Raw genomic sequence first — 16,996 nt, 5'->3', positions numbered from 1 at the left:
CGATGTCAACCGGGATGCCACCAAATTCTTCCCGTAGCTGACGGTTTGCGTTATGACGCCGTCGATACGGGTAAACACCGTTAAACAGTCGACGGTGACACGCACTCGGCGATTCCGCTGGATGCAACTAACCCCTCGCGTGACAAAACCGACGAGGGAAGAAAGGAAATCCGTGACCGAAACGGACCTCTTCACGGCTGAAGGCAGCACCGATCAGGAATCGCTGTCGACCCCTCAGAGCACTCCCGAGACCCCGAGCCCGCAGGCCTCCGAGGCCTCGCCCGCCGGCGTCACCGGCACCCCTGAGCCTTCGGACGCCGCGCCGTCCGAAGCCCCGGCGCCCGCGACGGAGTCGGCCCCCGCTGCGGCGCCGGACAACGGTGCCGCCACCGGCGCCGACGGTTCGCTGTCGACGATGGTGCTGCCCGAGCTGCGGGCCCTGGCCAACCGCGTCGGCGTCAAAGGCGCCTCCGGAATGCGCAAGAGCGAGCTGATCGCCGCGATCCGCGAGGTCGAGGGCAACGGCGGCGAAGCGCCGAGCACCGATCAGACCGCGAACGGCGCAGCCCACGGTGCCGAGGCTTCCGAGGCTGACGCCACCGAGGCGCCGGCCCGCCGCGAACGGCGCGGCGCCAGCCGTGCGACCGGCGCACCCGCGGCCAACGGCGGCGAGCAGGACACCCAGGCCGAGCAGGAGAAGCCGGCCGACGCGGACAAGCAGGGCGAGTCACGCAAGCAGGGCCGCGCCGACAACAAGGACGCCAAGGCAGACAAGGCCGAACAGTCCGGTGGACGGCGCGACGGCGCGAAGACCGACGCTAAGCCCGACTCGAAGACCGACGACTCGGCGCAGTCCAAGGGTGACGAGCAGGGCGGCGACCAGTCCAACCGCGGCGCCGGCGACGACGAGGACGGGCGAGGCGGCCGGCGCGGTCGCCGCTTCCGGGACCGTCGCCGCCGTGGCGAGCGCGGTGGCGAGGGCGGCGGGGACGCCGAACTGCGCGAGGACGACGTCGTGCAGCCGGTGGCCGGCATCCTCGACGTGCTGGACAACTACGCGTTCGTGCGCACCTCCGGCTACCTGGCCGGACCCAACGACGTCTACGTGTCGATGAACATGGTCCGCAAGAACGGGCTGCGTCGCGGCGACGCGGTGACCGGTGCGGTGCGGGTGCCCCGAGACGGCGAGCAGCCCAACCAGCGGCAGAAGTTCAACCCCCTGGTACGGCTGGACTCGGTCAACGGCGGCCCGGTCGAAGAAGCCCGCAACCGCCCCGACTTCTCCAAGCTGACCCCGCTGTACCCGAACCAGCGGCTGCGGTTGGAGACCTCGACCGAGAAGCTGACCACCCGCGTCATCGACCTGATCATGCCGATCGGCAAGGGGCAGCGTGCGCTGATCGTGTCGCCGCCCAAGGCCGGTAAGACCACGATCATGCAGGACATCGCCAACGCGATCACCCGCAACAACCCCGAATGCCACCTGATGGTGGTGCTGGTCGACGAGCGCCCCGAAGAAGTCACCGACATGCAGCGTTCGGTCAAGGGTGAGGTCATCGCCTCGACCTTCGACCGGCCGCCGTCGGACCACACCCAGGCCGCCGAGCTGGCCATCGAGCGGGCCAAGCGCCTGGTGGAGCAGGGCAAGGACGTCGTCGTGCTGCTGGACTCGATCACCCGGCTGGGGCGTGCCTACAACAACGCCTCCCCGGCGTCGGGCCGCATCCTGTCCGGTGGTGTGGACTCCACCGCGCTCTACCCGCCCAAGCGGTTCCTGGGCGCGGCCCGCAACATCGAGGACGGCGGCTCGCTGACCATCATCGCCACCGCGATGGTCGAGACCGGCTCCACCGGCGACACGGTGATCTTCGAGGAGTTCAAGGGCACCGGCAACGCCGAGCTCAAGCTGGACCGCAAGATCGCCGAGCGGCGGGTGTTCCCGGCTGTGGACGTCAACCCGTCCGGCACCCGCAAGGACGAGCTGCTGCTCTCGCCCGACGAGTTCGCGATCGTGCACAAGCTGCGCCGGCTGCTGTCCGGGCTGGACTCGCACCAGGCCATCGACCTGTTGATGAGTCAGCTGCGCAAGACCAAGAACAACTACGAGTTCCTGGTCCAGGTCTCCAAGACCACGCCCGGCATGGACAACGACTGACCGACGGCGTTACCCCAGCGGAATGCGCAAGACCCTCCCGACGTTTTGGGGGGCGACAGCGCAGCTGGCATAATCAAACACCTCAGGTTCCGGTTCACGTCCGCCTCACATTCGAAGGCGGGCGACCCGGCGGCCGACGATCGAAGAGGACATCATGAAATCTGGCATTCACCCTGCCTACGGCGAGACCACCGTGGTCTGCGGTTGCGGCAACAGCTTCACCACCCGCAGCACCAAGGAGAGCGGCCACATCGTGGTCGAGGTCTGCTCGCAGTGCCACCCGTTCTACACCGGCAAGCAGAAGATCCTCGACAGCGGCGGCCGGGTCGCCCGCTTCGAGAAGCGCTACGGCAAGCGCAAGGTCGGTGCTGCGGCCGACACGGCAGACGCCGACAAATAGCTCCCTCACCGACGCCCGGAACGTGCCAGCACGTCACCCGGGCGTCGGCTTGCGTTCGGCGATGGAGGTGAGATGACCCGCAGCATCCAGGCGATCGACGCCCTGCTGGCCGAACACGCCGCCCTGGAAACTCGGCTTTCCGACCCCGAACTGCACAACGATCCGGCCGAGGCGCGCCGGGCCGGGCGCCGCTTCGCCCAGTTGGCGCCGATCGTCGCCACCCACCGCAAGCTGGAGTCGGCCCGCGGCGACCTGGAGGCCGCCCGCGAGCTGGCCGCCGACGACGCGTCGTTCGCCGCCGAGGTCCCCGAGCTGGAGGCGCGCGTCGCCGAGCTGGACACCGCGCTCACCGACATGCTCGCGCCGCGTGACCCGCACGACGCCGACGACATCGTGCTCGAGGTCAAGTCCGGCGAGGGCGGGGAGGAGTCCGCGCTGTTCGCCGCCGACCTGGCCCGGATGTACATCCGCTACGCCGAACGGCAGGGCTGGAAGGTGACGGTGCTCGACGAGACCACCTCGGATCTCGGCGGCTACAAGGACGCCACTCTGACCATCGCGAGCAAGGGCGACAGCGCCGACGGAGTGTGGTCGCGGATGAAGTTCGAGGGCGGGGTGCACCGGGTGCAGCGGGTGCCGGTGACCGAATCTCAGGGCCGGGTCCACACCTCGGCCGCCGGGGTGCTGGTCTACCCCGAGCCCGAAGAGGTCGCCGAGGTGGCCATCGACGAGTCCGACCTGCGCATCGACGTCTACCGGTCCTCCGGCAAGGGCGGCCAGGGCGTCAACACCACCGACTCCGCGGTGCGCATCACCCACCTGCCGACCGGAATCGTCGTCACCTGCCAGAACGAGCGGTCCCAGCTGCAGAACAAGGCCCGTGCACTGCAGGTCCTGGCGGCTCGGCTGCAGGCACTGGCCGAGGAGCAGGCACTGGCGGACGCCTCCGCCGACCGCGCCAGCCAGATCCGCACCGTGGACCGCAGCGAGCGCATCCGCACCTATAACTTCCCGGAGAACCGGATCACCGACCACCGCATCGGCTACAAGGCGCACAACCTAGACCAGGTCCTCGACGGGGACCTCGACGCGATGTTCGATGCCCTGGCCGCCGCAGACAAGGAATCCCGGTTACAGGGGACGGCGTGAACCAGCTCCGGCAAGCGATCGATTCCGCCGCAGCGCTTTTCACCGCCGCCGGAATCGACTCCGCCCGCCACGACGCCGAAGCGCTCGCTGCCCACGCGGCCGGCACCGACCGCGGCCGTCTGGCACTGCTGGATCCGCCCGGCGACGACTTCTTCGGGCGTTACCGGGAACTGGTGGCCGCGCGCCGAGCCCGGGTCCCGCTGCAGCACCTGATCGGGACCGCGGCGTTCGGCCCGGTGACCCTGCAGGTCGGCCCGGGTGTGTTCATCCCGCGACCGGAGACCGAGGCCATCCTCGAATGGGTTATGGCTCAACAACTTCGGCCGGACCCGCTGATCGTCGATGCCTGCACCGGCTCCGGTGCACTGGCGATCGCGCTGGCCCATCATCTTCCCGCCGCCCGGGTGCTCGCCGTCGACGACTCCGAGCCGGCACTGGACTACGCGCGACGCAACTGCGCGGGCACGTCGGTGGAACTGCGCAGCGGCGACGTCACCATGCCGGATCTGCTGCCGGACTTGGACGGCCAGGTCGACCTGATGGTCAGCAACCCGCCTTACATTCCGGACGGGGCGGACCTGGATCCCGAGGTGGCCCAACATGACCCGGAACACGCGCTGTTCGGCGGCGCCGACGGCATGTCGGTGATCACTCCGCTGGCCGCACTGGCGGCACGACTGCTGCGTCCCGGCGGCCTGTTCGCGGTCGAGCACGACGACACCACGCCGGCGACTACGGTCGAAGCCGTGCGCGGTACCGGATTCTTCGACGACGTGGTCTCCCGCCCGGATCTGACCGGACGGCCCCGATTCGTGACGGCGGTCAGGAACGGTCAACCATGACAGAGGTTTTCGACTGCGCCGACGCCGATCGGCGCGCCGCCGGGATCGCCGCGGCGGTCGACGCCGTCCGGGGCGGGCGCCTGGTGGTGCTTCCCACCGACACCGTCTACGGCATCGGTGCGGACGCCTTCAACGCCGCCGGGGTGACCGCGCTGCTGGCGGCCAAGGGACGCGGCCGGGACATGCCGGTGGGTGTGCTGGTCGGGTCGTGGAACTCCATCGACGGGCTGGCCCTGATCGTTCCCGACACCGCCCGCGAGTTGATCCGCGCGTTCTGGCCGGGCGCGCTGAGCCTGATCGTGACCCAGGCGCCGTCGTTGCAGTGGGACCTCGGCGAAGCCCGCGGCACCGTCATGGTGCGCATGCCGCTGCATCCGGTGGCCTTGGAGGTCCTCAAGGCCGTGGGCCCGATGGCGGTGTCCAGTGCCAACGTCTCCGGTGGCCCGCCGGCCGTCGACGCCGGCGAAGCGCAGCGCCAACTCGGGGAGTCCGTCGACGTCTACCTCGACGCGGGCCCGGCCGAACGAGGGGAGGCCTCGACGATCGTGGATCTGACCGGGCCCGCCCCGCGCATCGTGCGAACCGGACCGGTCTCCGCCGAGCAGATCGGAGCGGTGCTGGGGCTGGACCCGGCGGCGCTCACGGGCACACCGTGACCAGCCTGCTGGCCCTTGCCGACCGTGGCGCCGGTGTGCCCCTGCGGGAGCTCGCCCTGGTCGGACTGACCGCTGCGATCATCACCTACTTCACCACCGGTCCGGTCCGCTGGCTGGCCACCCGGGTGGGCGCGGTCGCCTACCCGCGCGAACGCGACGTCCACGTCAAGCCGACACCGCGGATGGGCGGGCTGGCGATGTACGTCGGCATCGTCGCCGGGATCTTCCTGGCGTCGCAGTTGCCCGCGTTGACCCGCGGTTTCGTCTACTCCAACGGCATGCCGGCGGTGGTGCTGGCCGGCGGGGTGATCATGGGCATCGGCCTGCTCGACGACAAGTGGGGACTGGATGCCCTGACCAAGTTCGCCGGCCAGATCACCGCGGCCAGCGTGCTGGTCACCATGGGCGTCGCCTGGAGTGTGCTCTATATCCCGATCGGCGGTGTCGGCACCGTGGTGCTCGACCAGGTGTCGTCGATCCTGCTCACGCTGGCGTTGACGGTCTCGATCGTCAACGCGATGAACTTCGTCGACGGGCTCGACGGCCTAGCCGCGGGCCTGGGGCTGATCACCGCGCTGGCGATCTGCATGTTCTCCGTCGGCGTGCTGCAGGACCACGGCGGTGACGTGCTGTTCTACCCGCCCGCGTTGATCTCGGTGGTGCTGGCCGGTGCCTGTCTGGGGTTCCTGCCGCACAATTTCAGCCCGGCGAAGATCTTCATGGGCGATTCCGGGTCGATGCTGATCGGGCTGATGTTGGCCGCGGCGTCGACCACCGCCGCGGGGCCGATCTCGCAAACCGCCTACGGCGCCCGTGACGTCTTCGCGCTGCTGTCACCGTTCCTGTTGGTGGCCGCGGTGATGTGCGTACCCGCGTTGGACGTGCTGCTGGCGATCATCCGCCGTACCCGCGCCGGGCTCAGCCCGTTCAGTCCGGACAAGATGCACCTGCACCACCGGTTGCTGCAGATCGGCCATTCCGATCGCCGGGTGGTGCTGCTGATCTACTTGTGGACGGCGATCGTGGCGTTCGGTACCGCCGGCACCATCTTCTTCGATCCGCGCTACACCGGGGCGGTGATGTTGGGCGCGATGCTCATCGCGATCGTCGTTACGCTCATCCCGCTGCTGCGCAGGGAAAACGGCCTGGAAGAAGGCCGCTACGACGCGGAGTAGTAGGACGAGTTAGGATGGGCTTGTCAGGTGGTTCGGAGAAGCGTTCGGGCATCCGATACGCTCGGCGGGCGACTTCGCGACAGTGACGCAGCGCAATGTTGAGATTGGGGTGAGGCGGTGACGACACCAGCGCAGGATGCGCCGTTGGTGTTGCCGTCGGTGGTGTTCCAGCCGATTCGGCTGCTGCTGATATGTGTCGCTCTGACCGCCGCCGCGATCGCCGTGGCCGCTCAATTCGGACACCCGCTGTTCGGGGTGTTCTTCGGGCTGGGCCTGGCGCTCGGATTGGGCAATGCGCTGCTGATCCGCCGGTCGGCGCTGCGAATCACCGCGCAGGACCACCCGCTGAAGAAGAAGATGGCGCTGAACTCGGCGTCGCGTCTGCTGGTCATCAGTGTGATCGGCCTGGCGATCGCCTACCAGTTCCGGCCGGACGGCCTGGGTGCGCTGTTCGGGTTGGCGCTGTTCGAGGTGGTGTTGGTGCTGACCACCATGCTGCCAGTGGTAAAAAAGCTCCGCGCGCAAGCGTCAGAGTCGGGCGCTGAAGGGACGGAAAATGACTGAGTCGATCCTGGCTGAGGGAGGCATCGAAGTCGGCCACCACGAGACCGCGGTGTGGCCGCTGGTCGGTGAGGTCAACATCGACACAATCACCTCCACCGCGATCGCCGCGGTGATCGTGATCGCGCTGGCGTTCTTCCTGCGCGCCAAGGTCACCTCGACCGGCGTGCCGGGCGGTGTTCAGCTGTTCTTCGAGGCGATCACCGTGCAGATGCGCAACCAGATCGAGGGTGCCATCGGGATGAAGATCGCGCCGTTCGTGTTGCCGCTGGCGGTCACCATCTTCATATTCATCCTGGTCTGCAACTGGCTCTCAGTGCTACCGGTGCAGTACTCCGACGAACACGGTGTCCACGAGCTGCTCTCCTCGGCTGCGGCCGACATCAACTTCGTGCTGGCGCTGGCGCTCTTCGTCTTCTGCGGCTACCACCTGGCCGGCTTCTGGCGTCGTGGCCTGGTGGGCCACCCGCTGCGGGTGCTCAAGGGTCACGTGGCCGTCCTGGCGCCGATCAACCTGGTGGAGGAGATCGCCAAGCCGGTCTCGCTGTCCCTGCGACTTTTCGGCAACATCTTCGCCGGCGGCATCTTGGTCAGCTTGATCGCGTTGTTGGGGCCGGTCTTCATGGTGGCGCCGAACGCGATCTGGAAGACCTTCGACCTGTTCGTCGGATTGATCCAGGCGTTCATTTTCGCCCTGCTGACCATCCTGTACTTCAGTCAGGCCATGGAGCTCGAGGAAGACCACCACTAGTAGTACCTGTAGGACCACATCAGACCTGGTAGAGAACTACCAGCTAGCAAGGAGGATAAGAAATGGCAGATCCCAATCTGATCGGACTCGGTGCCCTGATCGGCGGCGGTCTCATCATGGGCGGTGGCGCCATCGGTGCCGGTATCGGTGACGGTATCGCCGGTAACGCCCTGATCGCCGGCATCGCCCGCCAGCCTGAGGCTCAGGGTCGGCTGTTCACCCCGTTCTTCATCACGGTTGGTCTGGTCGAGGCGGCCTACTTCATCAACCTGGCCTTCATGGCGTTGTTCGTCTTCGCCACCCCGATCGCCGCGCAGCAGTAACACGCGAGATGGGTGACATGAGCGTTGTCGTTCTGGCCCTGAGCCAGGCGGCTGAGGAAGGCCCGAAGAAGAGCTTCCTTCAACCCGACGGCACCTTCTTCGTGGTGCTCGCGATCTTCGTGATCGTGCTCAGCGTGATCAGCACCTTTGTGGTCCCGCCGATCATGAGGGTGCTGCGGGAGCGCGACAACATGGTCACCAAGACGCTCGCCGACAACCGGGAGTCCGCCGAGCAGTTCGCGGCCGCCGACGCCGACTACGAGAAGCAGATGGCGGCGGCGCGCCTCGAAGCGTCGACGGCACGGGACGAGGCCCGTGCCGAGGGCCGCAAGGTCATCGACGAGCAGCGGTCGGCGGCGGAGGCGGAGGTGGCTTCGACATTGCAGGCCGCCTCCGACCAACTCAAGCAGGAAGGCGATGCGGTGAATGAGCAGCTGCAGGCCCGGGTGTCGGCACTGTCGGCCACCCTGGCCAGCCGGATCCTCGGCGTCGAGGTCGAGGCACCTTCCGCGGTAAGCACGGGGCGGTAGCAACAGAGATGTCGACATTTATCGGGCAGCTGGCCGGCTTCGCCATCATCGTCTGGCTGCTGGTCAAGTTCGTGGTGCCACCGGTGCGCAAGCTGATGGCCGCCCAGCAGGAGTCAGTGCGCAAACAGCTGGAGGAGGCGGCCGCGGCCGCCTCCCGCCTCGCCGAGGCCGGCCAGGCGCACTCCGCGGCGTTGGCCAACGCCGAGGCCGAGGCGCAGCGGGTCACCGCCGAAGCCCGCGCCGATGCCGAGCGGATCACCGAGCAACTGCGTGGTCAGGCCGGCGTCGATGCGGAACGCGTCAAAGCCGCCGGCGGACAGCAGGTCGGTCTGATGCGCGCGCAACTCATCCGCGAACTGCGGTCCAGCCTGGGCGCCGAGTCTGTGCAGCGGGCGGCCGAACTGGTTCGCGACCACGTCGCCGACCCGCAGCGGCAGTCCGCCACAGTCGACCGGTTCCTCGACGAACTCGACGCCATGGCGCCCAAGTCCGTCGAGGTCGAATCGCCCATCCTGGCCCGGATGCGCTCGGCCAGCCGCCAGGCACTGGCGGGACTGCTGGACAAATTCGGCGAGGTGGCAGGCGGCCTGGACGAGCAGGGCTTGTCCGCTCTGGCCGGGGACCTGACCGGGGTCGCCGAGGTGCTGCAGCGCGAGAGCGTGGTCACCCGGCACCTGACCGTGCCGACCGACGACGCCGCACCGAAGGTGCGGCTGGTGCAGCGGCTGTTCGCCGACAAGATCGGTGCATCCGCTCTGGCGTTGGTGACCGCCGCCGCCGAGGCCCGCTGGTCCAACGGCGCCGACCTGGTCACCGCCGTCGAACACGTCGCCCGGCAGGCACTGCTGCTGTCGGCGGAGAGTGCGGGCACCGTCGACGAGGTGGAGGACCAGCTGTTCCGGTTCTCCCGCGTACTGGACGCCCAGCCCCGGCTGGACATCCTGCTCGGTGACACCGCGACCCCGGCCGCCGGGCGGGTCGGGTTGCTGCGCAACGTCATCGGCGGTGCCAGCGGCGCCAACCCGATCGCGGCGGCGCTGCTGGAGCAGACCGTCCGGCTGCTGCGCGGGCAGTCCGCGCATCAGGCAGTCACCGAGCTTGCCCAGATCGCCGTGGCACGTCGTGGCGAGCTGGTGGCCGAGATCGGCGCCGCGGCCGAACTCAGCGACGCCCAGCGCACCCGGCTGAACACCGTGCTGAGCCGGATCTACAGCCACCCGGTGCGTGTGCAGGTCGGCGTCGACCCCGCACTGCTGGGCGGGCTGGCGATCTCGGTCGGCGACGAGATCATCGACGGCACGCTGTCGTCGCGCCTGGCGGCCGCCAAGACGCAGTTGCCCGACTGACCAAGACCTAGACCATCACCCATCTCGAAGGCAGGAAGACGAAAAGCCATGGCAGAGTTGACAATCTCCTCTGACGACATTCAGGGGGCGATCGAGGAGTACGTGAGCTCCTTCAGCGCCGACACCGCGCGCGAGGAGGTCGGCACCGTCATCGACGCCGGCGACGGCATTGCACACGTCGAGGGCCTGCCTTCGGTGATGACCCAGGAGCTCCTCGAGTTCCCCGGCGGGGTGCTGGGCGTGGCCCTGAACCTCGACGAGCACAACGTCGGCGCGGTGATCCTGGGCAACTTCGAGAACATCGAAGAGGGCCAGCAGGTCAAGCGCACCGGCGAAGTGCTCTCGGTGCCGGTCGGCGACGCCTTCCTCGGTCGCGTGGTCAACCCGCTCGGTCAGCCGATCGACGCCCGCGGCGAGATCGAGGCCGAGACCCGTCGTCCGCTGGAGATGCAGGCCCCCTCGGTGGTGCAGCGTCAGAGCGTCAGCGAGCCGCTGCAGACCGGCATCAAGGCGGTCGACGCCATGACCCCGATCGGCCGCGGCCAGCGTCAGCTCGTCATCGGCGACCGCAAGACCGGCAAGACCGCGCTGTGTGTGGACACCATCCTCAACCAGCGCCAGAACTGGGAGACCGGCGACCCGAAGCAGCAGGTCCGCTGCGTGTACGTCGCGATCGGCCAAAAGGGCACCACCATCGCCAGCGTGCGCCGCGCGCTGGAAGAGGGCGGCGCCATGGACTACACCACGATCGTCGCCGCCCCGGCGTCGGACTCCGCCGGCTTCAAGTGGCTGGCCCCCTACACCGGCTCGGCGATCGCCCAGCACTGGATGTACCAGGGCAAGCACGTGCTGATCGTGTTCGACGACCTGACCAAGCAGGCCGAGGCCTACCGCGCCATCTCCCTGCTGCTGCGCCGCCCGCCGGGCCGCGAGGCCTACCCGGGCGACGTGTTCTACCTGCACTCCCGGCTGCTGGAGCGCTGCGCGAAGCTCTCCGACGAGCTGGGCGGCGGTTCGCTGACCGGTCTGCCGATCATCGAGACCAAGGCCAATGACATCTCGGCCTACATCCCGACCAACGTCATCTCGATCACCGACGGCCAGTGCTTCCTGGAGAGCGACCTGTTCAACCAGGGTGTCCGCCCGGCCATCAACGTCGGTGTGTCGGTGTCCCGCGTCGGTGGCGCCGCCCAGATCAAGGCGATGAAGGAGGTGGCCGGCTCGCTGCGTCTGGACCTGTCGCAGTACCGCGAGCTGGAGGCCTTCGCCGCCTTCGCCTCCGACTTGGACGCCACGTCGAAGGCTCAGCTGGAGCGCGGCGCCCGCCTGGTGGAGCTGCTCAAGCAGCCTCAGTACGCGCCGCTGCCCGTCGAGGAGCAGGTGGTCTCGATCTTCCTGGGTACCGAGGGGCACCTGGACTCGGTGCCGGTCGAGGACGTGGGCCGGTTCGAAACCGAGCTGTTGGACCACATCCGGGCCTCCGAGAACGACATCCTGACCGGGATCCGTGAGTCGAAGAAGCTCTCCGATGAGGCCAGCGAGAAGTTGGTCTCGGTCATCAACCAGTTCAAGAAGGGCTTCGCCGCCTCCGACGGCAGCTCGGTGGTGCCCGACGAGCATGTCGAAGCGCTCGACGAGGACAAGCTCGGCAAGGAAGCGGTGCAGGTCCGCAAGGCCGCACCGGCGAAGAAGAAGTAACGCCGGTATGGCAGCCACACTTCGGGAACTACGCGGGCGAATCCGCTCAGCCGGGTCGATCAAGAAGATCACCAAGGCTCAGGAGCTGATCGCCACCTCGCGTATCGGCCGGGCGCAGGCCCGGCTCGAAACGGCGCGGCCGTACGCCACCGAGATCACCCGGATGCTCACCACCTTGGCCGCCGAGGCGGCCCTGGACCACCCGTTGCTGGTCGAGCGCAGCGAGCCCAGGCGGGCGGGTGTCCTGGTGGTGTCCTCCGATCGCGGTCTGTGTGGCGGCTACAACGCCAACGTCTTCCGGCGGGCCGAGGAGCTGTTCTCCCTGCTGCGTTCGGAGGGCAAGGACCCGGTTCTCTACGTCGTCGGCCGTAAAGCGCTGGCCTACTACACCTTCCGGAACTGGTCGATCACCGATTCCTGGACCGGTTTCTCCGAGCAGCCGACCTACGAGAACGCTGCGGCGATCGCCTCGACCCTGGTGGATGCCTTCATGGCCGGAGTCGACGACGACGGCAGCCACCCGGGTACCGACGGGGTGCTGGGCGTCGATGAGCTGCACGTGGTGGCCACCGACTTCCGCTCGATGCTGTCGCAGTCGGCCGAGGCGCGTCGGATCGCCCCGATGCTGGTGGAGTACGTCGGAGAGGAGACCGGTCCTCGGACTCTGTACTCCTTCGAGCCGGACGCCACCACGCTGTTCGACTCGCTGCTGCCGCGGTACCTGACCACCCGCGTGTACGCGGCACTGCTCGACTCGGCGGCCTCGGAGCTGGCTTCGCGCCAGCGCGCAATGAAGTCGGCGACCGACAACGCCGACGATCTGATCAAGGCGTTGACCCTCGAGGCCAACCGCGAGCGCCAGGCCCAGATCACCCAGGAAATCAGCGAAATCGTCGGCGGTGCGAACGCCCTCGCCGACGCCGCCCGGTAAGTCCCCAAGGAAGCGAAGAAGATAATGACTGTTACCGCTGACAAGACAACCGCCGGCCGCGTCGTGCGCGTGACCGGCCCCGTCGTCGACGTCGAGTTCCCCCGGGGCGCGGTGCCCGAGCTGTTCAACGCGCTGCATGCCGAGATCACCTTCTCGGAACTGGCGAAGACGCTGACCCTCGAGGTCGCCCAGCACCTGGGTGACAACCTGGTGCGCTGCATCTCGATGCAGCCCACCGACGGCCTGGTGCGTGGCGTCGAGGTCACCGACACCGGGGCGGCGATCTCGGTGCCGGTCGGTCACGACGTCAAGGGCCACGTGTTCAACGCGCTGGGCCACTGCCTGGACAAGCCGGGCTACGGCGAGGACTTCGAGCACTGGGGCATCCACCGCAAGCCTCCGGCCTTCAACGAGCTGGAGCCCCGCACCGAGATGCTGGAGACCGGCCTGAAGGTCGTCGACCTGCTCACCCCGTACGTGCGTGGCGGCAAGATCGCCCTGTTCGGTGGTGCCGGCGTGGGCAAGACCGTGCTGATCCAGGAGATGATCAACCGCATCGCCCGCAACTTCGGTGGCACCTCGGTGTTCGCCGGCGTTGGTGAGCGCACCCGTGAGGGCAACGACCTGTGGGTCGAGCTCGAGGACGCCAACGTGCTCAAGGACACCGCCCTGGTGTTCGGTCAGATGGACGAGCCGCCGGGCACCCGTATGCGGGTGGCGCTGTCGGCCCTGACCATGGCCGAGTGGTTCCGCGACGAGGCCGGCCAGGACGTGCTGCTGTTCATCGACAACATCTTCCGGTTCACCCAGGCCGGCTCCGAGGTCTCGACCCTGCTGGGCCGGATGCCCTCGGCGGTGGGTTACCAGCCCACGCTGGCCGACGAGATGGGCGAGCTGCAGGAGCGGATCACCTCGACCCGCGGCCGGTCCATCACCTCGATGCAAGCCGTGTACGTGCCCGCCGACGACTACACCGACCCGGCGCCGGCGACCACGTTCGCGCACCTGGACGCGACCACCGAGCTGAGCCGTGCGGTGTTCTCCAAGGGCATCTTCCCCGCGGTGGACCCGCTGGCGTCCAGCTCGACCATTCTGGACCCGGCCATCGTCGGCGAGGATCACTACCGCGTCGCCCAGGAGGTCATCCGGATCCTGCAGCGTTACAAGGACCTGCAGGACATCATCGCCATCCTCGGTATCGACGAACTGTCCGAGGAGGACAAGCAACTCGTCGGCCGGGCACGGCGTATCGAGCGGTTCCTGAGCCAGAACATGATGGCGGCCGAGCAGTTCACCGGCCAGCCCGGCTCGACGGTGCCGCTCAAGGAGACCATCGAGGCGTTCGACCGGTTGACCAAGGGTGACTTCGACCACCTGCCCGAGCAGGCGTTCTTCCTGATCGGTGGTCTCGACGACCTGGCTAAGAAGGCCGAGAGCCTGGGCGCCAAGCTGTGACTCGGAATCCGTTCTCGGCGAAAGGCGGTGGGTAATGGCAGAGCTTGACGTCGACATCGTCGCGGTCGACCGCAAGGTGTGGTCGGGCAAGGCCACGTTCATCTTCACCCGAACCACCGTCGGTGAGATCGGCATCATGCCGGGGCACATCCCGCTGGTCGCCGAGCTTGTCGATGACGCGATGGTGCGGGTGGACCGCGTTGACGAGGACGAACTGCGGCTGGCCGTGCACGGTGGCTTCCTGTCGGTGACGGACGAGGGCGTCAGCATCCTGGCCGAATCGGTCGATTTCGCCGCGGAGATCGACGAAGCGACCGCACGGCACGACGCTCAGTCCGGCGACCCCAAGATGGCCGCGCAGGGCCGGGCCCGGCTGCGCGCCCTGGGTGTGATCGACTAGCGAGCGTGATCCGATGAGCACGCCCATGATCTGCATGGTCGTGCTCGTCGCCGTCCTCCTCAGCGCTGTGGTGGCGCTGAGCTACCGGCTGTGGAAACTGCGGCAGGGCGGGACCGCGGCGATCATGCGTGACCTGCCCGCTGTCGGTGGCCACGGCTGGCGTCATGGCGTGGTCCGTTATCGGGGCGGCGAAGCCGCCTTCTACCGACTCTCGAGTGTGCGACTGTGGCCGGACCGTCGGCTGTCCCGCCGCGGTGTGGACGTGGTGTCTCGCCGCGCGCCCCGGGGCGACGAATTCGACATCATGACCGACGAGATCGTGGTGCTGGAACTGTGCGACACCACCCAGGACCGTCGGGAAGGCTTCGAGATCGCGCTGGACCGCGGCGCCCGAACGGCCTTCTTGTCGTGGCTGGAGGCACGCCCGTCACCGCGAGCCCGCCGGCACGACTACTGATTTAGTGGAAGGCGTTGGCGCGCCTTATTTTTCGGGTCGGTCGGTGCGATCCCCGCCGGGCTGCCAGAGCACGTCACCGTCGGTATTGGCCACCCGGCACAGCACGAACATCAAGTCCGACAACCGATTCAGGTATTTCGCCGGCAGGACCGACACGCCCTCCGGATAGGCCTCGAGTGCTGCCCATGCCGACCGCTCGGCACGGCGCGTCGCGGTACGGGCGACGTGCAGCAGCGCCGAAAGCGGCGAACCGCCCGGCAGGATGAACGAGTTCAGCGGGGGCAGCTGCTCGTTGTATGCGTCGCACCACGCCTCCACCCGATCGATGTAGTCGGCGGTGATCCGCAGCGGTGGGAACTCCGGGTTCTGAGCGACCGGAGTCGCCAGATCCGCGCCCGTGTCGAACAGATCGTTCTGGATGTGCAGCAACGTCGCGTTCACCTCGGCGGGGGGCTTGCCGAGTGCGATCGCGACGCCGATGGCGGCGTTGGCCTCCTCCACGTCGGCGTAGGCGACCAGCCGCGGGTCGGTCTTGGGGACCCGGGAGAAGTCGCTCAGCCCGGTCGTGCCGTCGTCGCCGGTGCGGGTGTAAACGCGGGTGATGTGCACTGCCATAGCCCAAACCGTACCGGGCGCGGGAACTGTTGTGGGCCCGATACCGGCCACCGTCGGCAATATTCGGGATCGCGGTCAGGACGTCACTACACTGACGCGAGTGGGTGAGCGTTTCGTGGTTACCGGGGGTAACCGGCTGTCCGGTGAGGTCGCCGTCGGTGGCGCCAAGAACAGCGTCCTCAAACTGATGGCGGCGGCCTTGTTGGCCGAAGGCACCAGCACCATCACCAACTGCCCGGACATCCTGGACGTGCCGTTGATGGCCGAGGTGCTGCGGGGCCTGGGCGCCAATGTCGAGCTCGACGGCACCACGGTGCGGATCACCTCGCCGGACGAGCCCAAGTACGACGCGGACTTCGCGGCGGTGCGTCAGTTCCGGGCGTCGGTCTGCGTGCTGGGACCCCTGGTGGGCCGCTGTCTGCGGGCAAAGGTCGCGCTGCCGGGCGGTGACGCGATCGGCTCGCGCCCCCTGGACATGCATCAGGCCGGGCTGCGCCAGCTGGGTGCCACCTGCAATATCGAGCACGGCTGCGTCGTCGCGCACGCCGATGCGCTGCGCGGCGCCGAGATCCAGCTGGAGTTTCCCTCGGTGGGCGCCACCGAGAACATCTTGATGGCAGCGGTGCTGGCCGAGGGCGTCACCACCATCCACAACGCCGCGCGCGAGCCCGACGTCGCCGATCTGTGCACCATGCTCAACCAGATGGGCGCGCAGATCGAAGGCGCGGGTTCGCCCACGCTCAAGATCACCGGGGTGCCGCGCCTGCATCCGACCGAGCACGAGGTGATCGGGGACCGGATCGTGGCCGCGACCTGGGCTATCGCCGCGGTGATGACGCGTGGGGACATCTCGGTGACCGGAGTGGATCCGGCGCACCTGCAGCTCGTGCTGCACAAGCTGCACGACGCGGGGGCGACCGTCACCCAATCCGACAACGGGTTCCGGGTCGTTCAGTACGACCGGCCCAAGGCCGTCAACGTCGCGACCCTGCCGTTCCCCGGGTTTCCGACCGATCTGCAGCCGATGGCGATCGGCCTGGCGGCGATCGCCGACGGTACGTCGATGATCACCGAGAACGTCTTCGAGGCCAGGTTCCGATTCGTCGAGGAGATGATCCGCCTGGGCGCCGATGCGCGCACCGACGGGCACCACGCGGTGGTACGCGGTCTGCCGCAGCTTTCGAGCGCCCCGGTGTGGGCGTCCGACATCCGTGCCGGCGCCGGTCTGGTCCTTGCGGGCCTGGTCGCCGACGGTGACACCGAGGTCCACGACGTGTATCACATCGACCGCGGCTACCCGCTGTTCGTGGAGTACCTGGCCGGTCTCGGCGCCGAAATCGAGCGTGTAGGATAGGACAGGCCGGCGCACCGCGGATGCGGATCGACGAGCAGTCTGGAAGACCTTCCGGTAGCCCGAAAACTCGGAGTTGACTCAACTAGGGTCATGCAGTAGAGTGGCGGGGTTGCCTGAAACCGGGCGTGTTGTTTGAGAACTCAATAGTGTGTTTGGTGGTTTTTGTTTGTTGTTGTTTTTTGCCATGCCTTCGGCGCC

At 68.0% G+C, this 16,996-nt stretch carries 18 protein-coding genes; 17 read left to right on the top strand and 1 reads right to left on the bottom strand.

All coding sequences use genetic code 11. The features are described 5' to 3' along the window. Window positions 1-172 precede the first annotated feature (172 nt). From rho to AWC16_RS22460, 16 genes are all read left to right on the top strand, one after another. On the top strand, window positions 173-2,155 hold the full coding sequence (gene rho / locus AWC16_RS22535) for a transcription termination factor Rho (RefSeq protein ID WP_207572390.1): 1,983 nt from the start codon (window positions 173-175) through the stop codon (window positions 2,153-2,155). 154 nt (window positions 2,156-2,309) lie between these two features. Beyond that, a complete protein-coding gene (rpmE, locus tag AWC16_RS22530) occupies window positions 2,310-2,555 on the top strand; it encodes a 50S ribosomal protein L31 (RefSeq protein ID WP_085266951.1) in 246 nt (81 codons plus the stop codon). Between the two features lie 72 nt (window positions 2,556-2,627). Then, window positions 2,628-3,704: a peptide chain release factor 1 gene (prfA, locus tag AWC16_RS22525; RefSeq protein WP_085266950.1), complete on the top strand. Its 1,077-nt coding sequence runs from the start codon at window positions 2,628-2,630 to the stop codon at window positions 3,702-3,704. After that, the gene (gene prmC / locus AWC16_RS22520) at window positions 3,701-4,546 is read left to right on the top strand and encodes a peptide chain release factor N(5)-glutamine methyltransferase (protein WP_085266949.1); all 846 of its coding nucleotides are present in this window, start codon (window positions 3,701-3,703) and stop codon (window positions 4,544-4,546) included. Before prfA ends, prmC begins: the two co-directional genes overlap by 4 nt. After that, complete coding sequence (locus AWC16_RS22515) at window positions 4,543-5,202, top strand: L-threonylcarbamoyladenylate synthase (RefSeq protein ID WP_085266948.1); 660 nt, start codon at window positions 4,543-4,545, stop codon at window positions 5,200-5,202. The genes prmC and AWC16_RS22515 overlap by 4 nt, the downstream gene beginning before the upstream one ends. Beyond that, the gene (locus AWC16_RS22510) at window positions 5,199-6,377 is read left to right on the top strand and encodes a glycosyltransferase family 4 protein (protein WP_085266947.1); all 1,179 of its coding nucleotides are present in this window, start codon (window positions 5,199-5,201) and stop codon (window positions 6,375-6,377) included. Before AWC16_RS22515 ends, AWC16_RS22510 begins: the two co-directional genes overlap by 4 nt. A 117-nt stretch (window positions 6,378-6,494) precedes the next feature. Continuing rightward, window positions 6,495-6,941 (top strand): ATP synthase subunit I, encoded by a 447-nt coding sequence (locus tag AWC16_RS22505; RefSeq protein WP_085266946.1) that lies wholly within the window; start codon window positions 6,495-6,497, stop codon window positions 6,939-6,941. After that, window positions 6,934-7,689 carry a F0F1 ATP synthase subunit A gene (gene atpB, locus AWC16_RS22500; protein WP_085266945.1) on the top strand — a complete coding sequence of 252 codons (756 nt, stop codon included), beginning with the start codon at window positions 6,934-6,936 and terminating at the stop codon, window positions 7,687-7,689. The genes AWC16_RS22505 and atpB overlap by 8 nt, the downstream gene beginning before the upstream one ends. 62 nt (window positions 7,690-7,751) lie before the next feature. Then, window positions 7,752-8,012 carry a F0F1 ATP synthase subunit C gene (locus tag AWC16_RS22495; protein ID WP_019735417.1) on the top strand — a complete coding sequence of 87 codons (261 nt, stop codon included), beginning with the start codon at window positions 7,752-7,754 and terminating at the stop codon, window positions 8,010-8,012. 8 nt (window positions 8,013-8,020) lie between these two features. Further along, window positions 8,021-8,542 (top strand): F0F1 ATP synthase subunit B, encoded by a 522-nt coding sequence (locus AWC16_RS22490; protein ID WP_085266944.1) that lies wholly within the window; start codon window positions 8,021-8,023, stop codon window positions 8,540-8,542. A gap of 8 nt (window positions 8,543-8,550) precedes the next feature. Beyond that, window positions 8,551-9,888, top strand: coding sequence for a F0F1 ATP synthase subunit B/delta (locus AWC16_RS22485; protein ID WP_085266943.1), 1,338 nt, complete (start codon window positions 8,551-8,553; stop codon window positions 9,886-9,888). Between the two features lie 48 nt (window positions 9,889-9,936). After that, entirely contained in the window at window positions 9,937-11,586 is a 1,650-nt protein-coding gene (gene atpA, locus AWC16_RS22480) for a F0F1 ATP synthase subunit alpha (RefSeq protein ID WP_085266942.1), read from the top strand. Between the two features lie 7 nt (window positions 11,587-11,593). Beyond that, the gene (locus AWC16_RS22475; RefSeq protein ID WP_085266941.1) at window positions 11,594-12,517 is read left to right on the top strand and encodes a F0F1 ATP synthase subunit gamma; all 924 of its coding nucleotides are present in this window, start codon (window positions 11,594-11,596) and stop codon (window positions 12,515-12,517) included. A 24-nt stretch (window positions 12,518-12,541) separates the two neighbouring features. Continuing rightward, complete coding sequence (gene atpD / locus AWC16_RS22470) at window positions 12,542-13,972, top strand: F0F1 ATP synthase subunit beta (RefSeq protein WP_085266940.1); 1,431 nt, start codon at window positions 12,542-12,544, stop codon at window positions 13,970-13,972. A gap of 34 nt (window positions 13,973-14,006) precedes the next feature. Next, a complete protein-coding gene (locus tag AWC16_RS22465) occupies window positions 14,007-14,372 on the top strand; it encodes a F0F1 ATP synthase subunit epsilon (RefSeq protein WP_085266939.1) in 366 nt (121 codons plus the stop codon). A 13-nt stretch (window positions 14,373-14,385) separates the two neighbouring features. Beyond that, window positions 14,386-14,829 (top strand): DUF2550 domain-containing protein, encoded by a 444-nt coding sequence (locus tag AWC16_RS22460; protein ID WP_085266938.1) that lies wholly within the window; start codon window positions 14,386-14,388, stop codon window positions 14,827-14,829. A 24-nt stretch (window positions 14,830-14,853) separates the two neighbouring features. On the opposite strand, the gene AWC16_RS22455 is transcribed toward AWC16_RS22460, so the two are convergent. Then, window positions 14,854-15,444, bottom strand: a complete 591-nt coding sequence (locus tag AWC16_RS22455; RefSeq protein WP_085266937.1) for a cob(I)yrinic acid a,c-diamide adenosyltransferase — start codon at window positions 15,442-15,444, stop codon at window positions 14,854-14,856. A 100-nt stretch (window positions 15,445-15,544) separates the two neighbouring features. Between AWC16_RS22455 and murA the strand changes: the two genes are divergently transcribed. After that, entirely contained in the window at window positions 15,545-16,798 is a 1,254-nt protein-coding gene (gene murA / locus AWC16_RS22450; protein ID WP_085266936.1) for a UDP-N-acetylglucosamine 1-carboxyvinyltransferase, read from the top strand. Window positions 16,799-16,996: the final 198 nt, after the last annotated feature.

Source organism: Mycolicibacter longobardus (assembly GCF_002102265.1).
Taxonomy (GTDB): domain Bacteria; phylum Actinomycetota; class Actinomycetes; order Mycobacteriales; family Mycobacteriaceae; genus Mycobacterium; species Mycobacterium longobardum.
Note: the sequence above shows the minus strand (reverse complement) of the source record. Positions and strands in the feature narration are given on the sequence as shown.

Excerpts from the sequence above, each read along its gene's own strand:
- rpmE (WP_085266951.1), top strand. The coding sequence starts at position 2,310 with ATGAAATCTGGCATTCACCCTGCCTACGGCGAGACCACCGTGGTCTGC.
- prfA (WP_085266950.1), top strand. The coding sequence starts at position 2,628 with ATGACCCGCAGCATCCAGGCGATCGACGCCCTGCTGGCCGAACACGCC.
- AWC16_RS22515 (WP_085266948.1), top strand. The coding sequence starts at position 4,543 with ATGACAGAGGTTTTCGACTGCGCCGACGCCGATCGGCGCGCCGCCGGG.
- atpB (WP_085266945.1), top strand. The coding sequence starts at position 6,934 with ATGACTGAGTCGATCCTGGCTGAGGGAGGCATCGAAGTCGGCCACCAC.
- AWC16_RS22495 (WP_019735417.1), top strand. The coding sequence starts at position 7,752 with ATGGCAGATCCCAATCTGATCGGACTCGGTGCCCTGATCGGCGGCGGT.
- AWC16_RS22490 (WP_085266944.1), top strand. The coding sequence starts at position 8,021 with ATGGGTGACATGAGCGTTGTCGTTCTGGCCCTGAGCCAGGCGGCTGAG.
- AWC16_RS22485 (WP_085266943.1), top strand. The coding sequence starts at position 8,551 with ATGTCGACATTTATCGGGCAGCTGGCCGGCTTCGCCATCATCGTCTGG.
- atpA (WP_085266942.1), top strand. The coding sequence starts at position 9,937 with ATGGCAGAGTTGACAATCTCCTCTGACGACATTCAGGGGGCGATCGAG.
- AWC16_RS22475 (WP_085266941.1), top strand. The coding sequence starts at position 11,594 with ATGGCAGCCACACTTCGGGAACTACGCGGGCGAATCCGCTCAGCCGGG.
- atpD (WP_085266940.1), top strand. The coding sequence starts at position 12,542 with ATGACTGTTACCGCTGACAAGACAACCGCCGGCCGCGTCGTGCGCGTG.
- AWC16_RS22465 (WP_085266939.1), top strand. The coding sequence starts at position 14,007 with ATGGCAGAGCTTGACGTCGACATCGTCGCGGTCGACCGCAAGGTGTGG.
- AWC16_RS22460 (WP_085266938.1), top strand. The coding sequence starts at position 14,386 with ATGAGCACGCCCATGATCTGCATGGTCGTGCTCGTCGCCGTCCTCCTC.
- AWC16_RS22455 (WP_085266937.1), bottom strand. The coding sequence starts at position 15,444 with ATGGCAGTGCACATCACCCGCGTTTACACCCGCACCGGCGACGACGGC.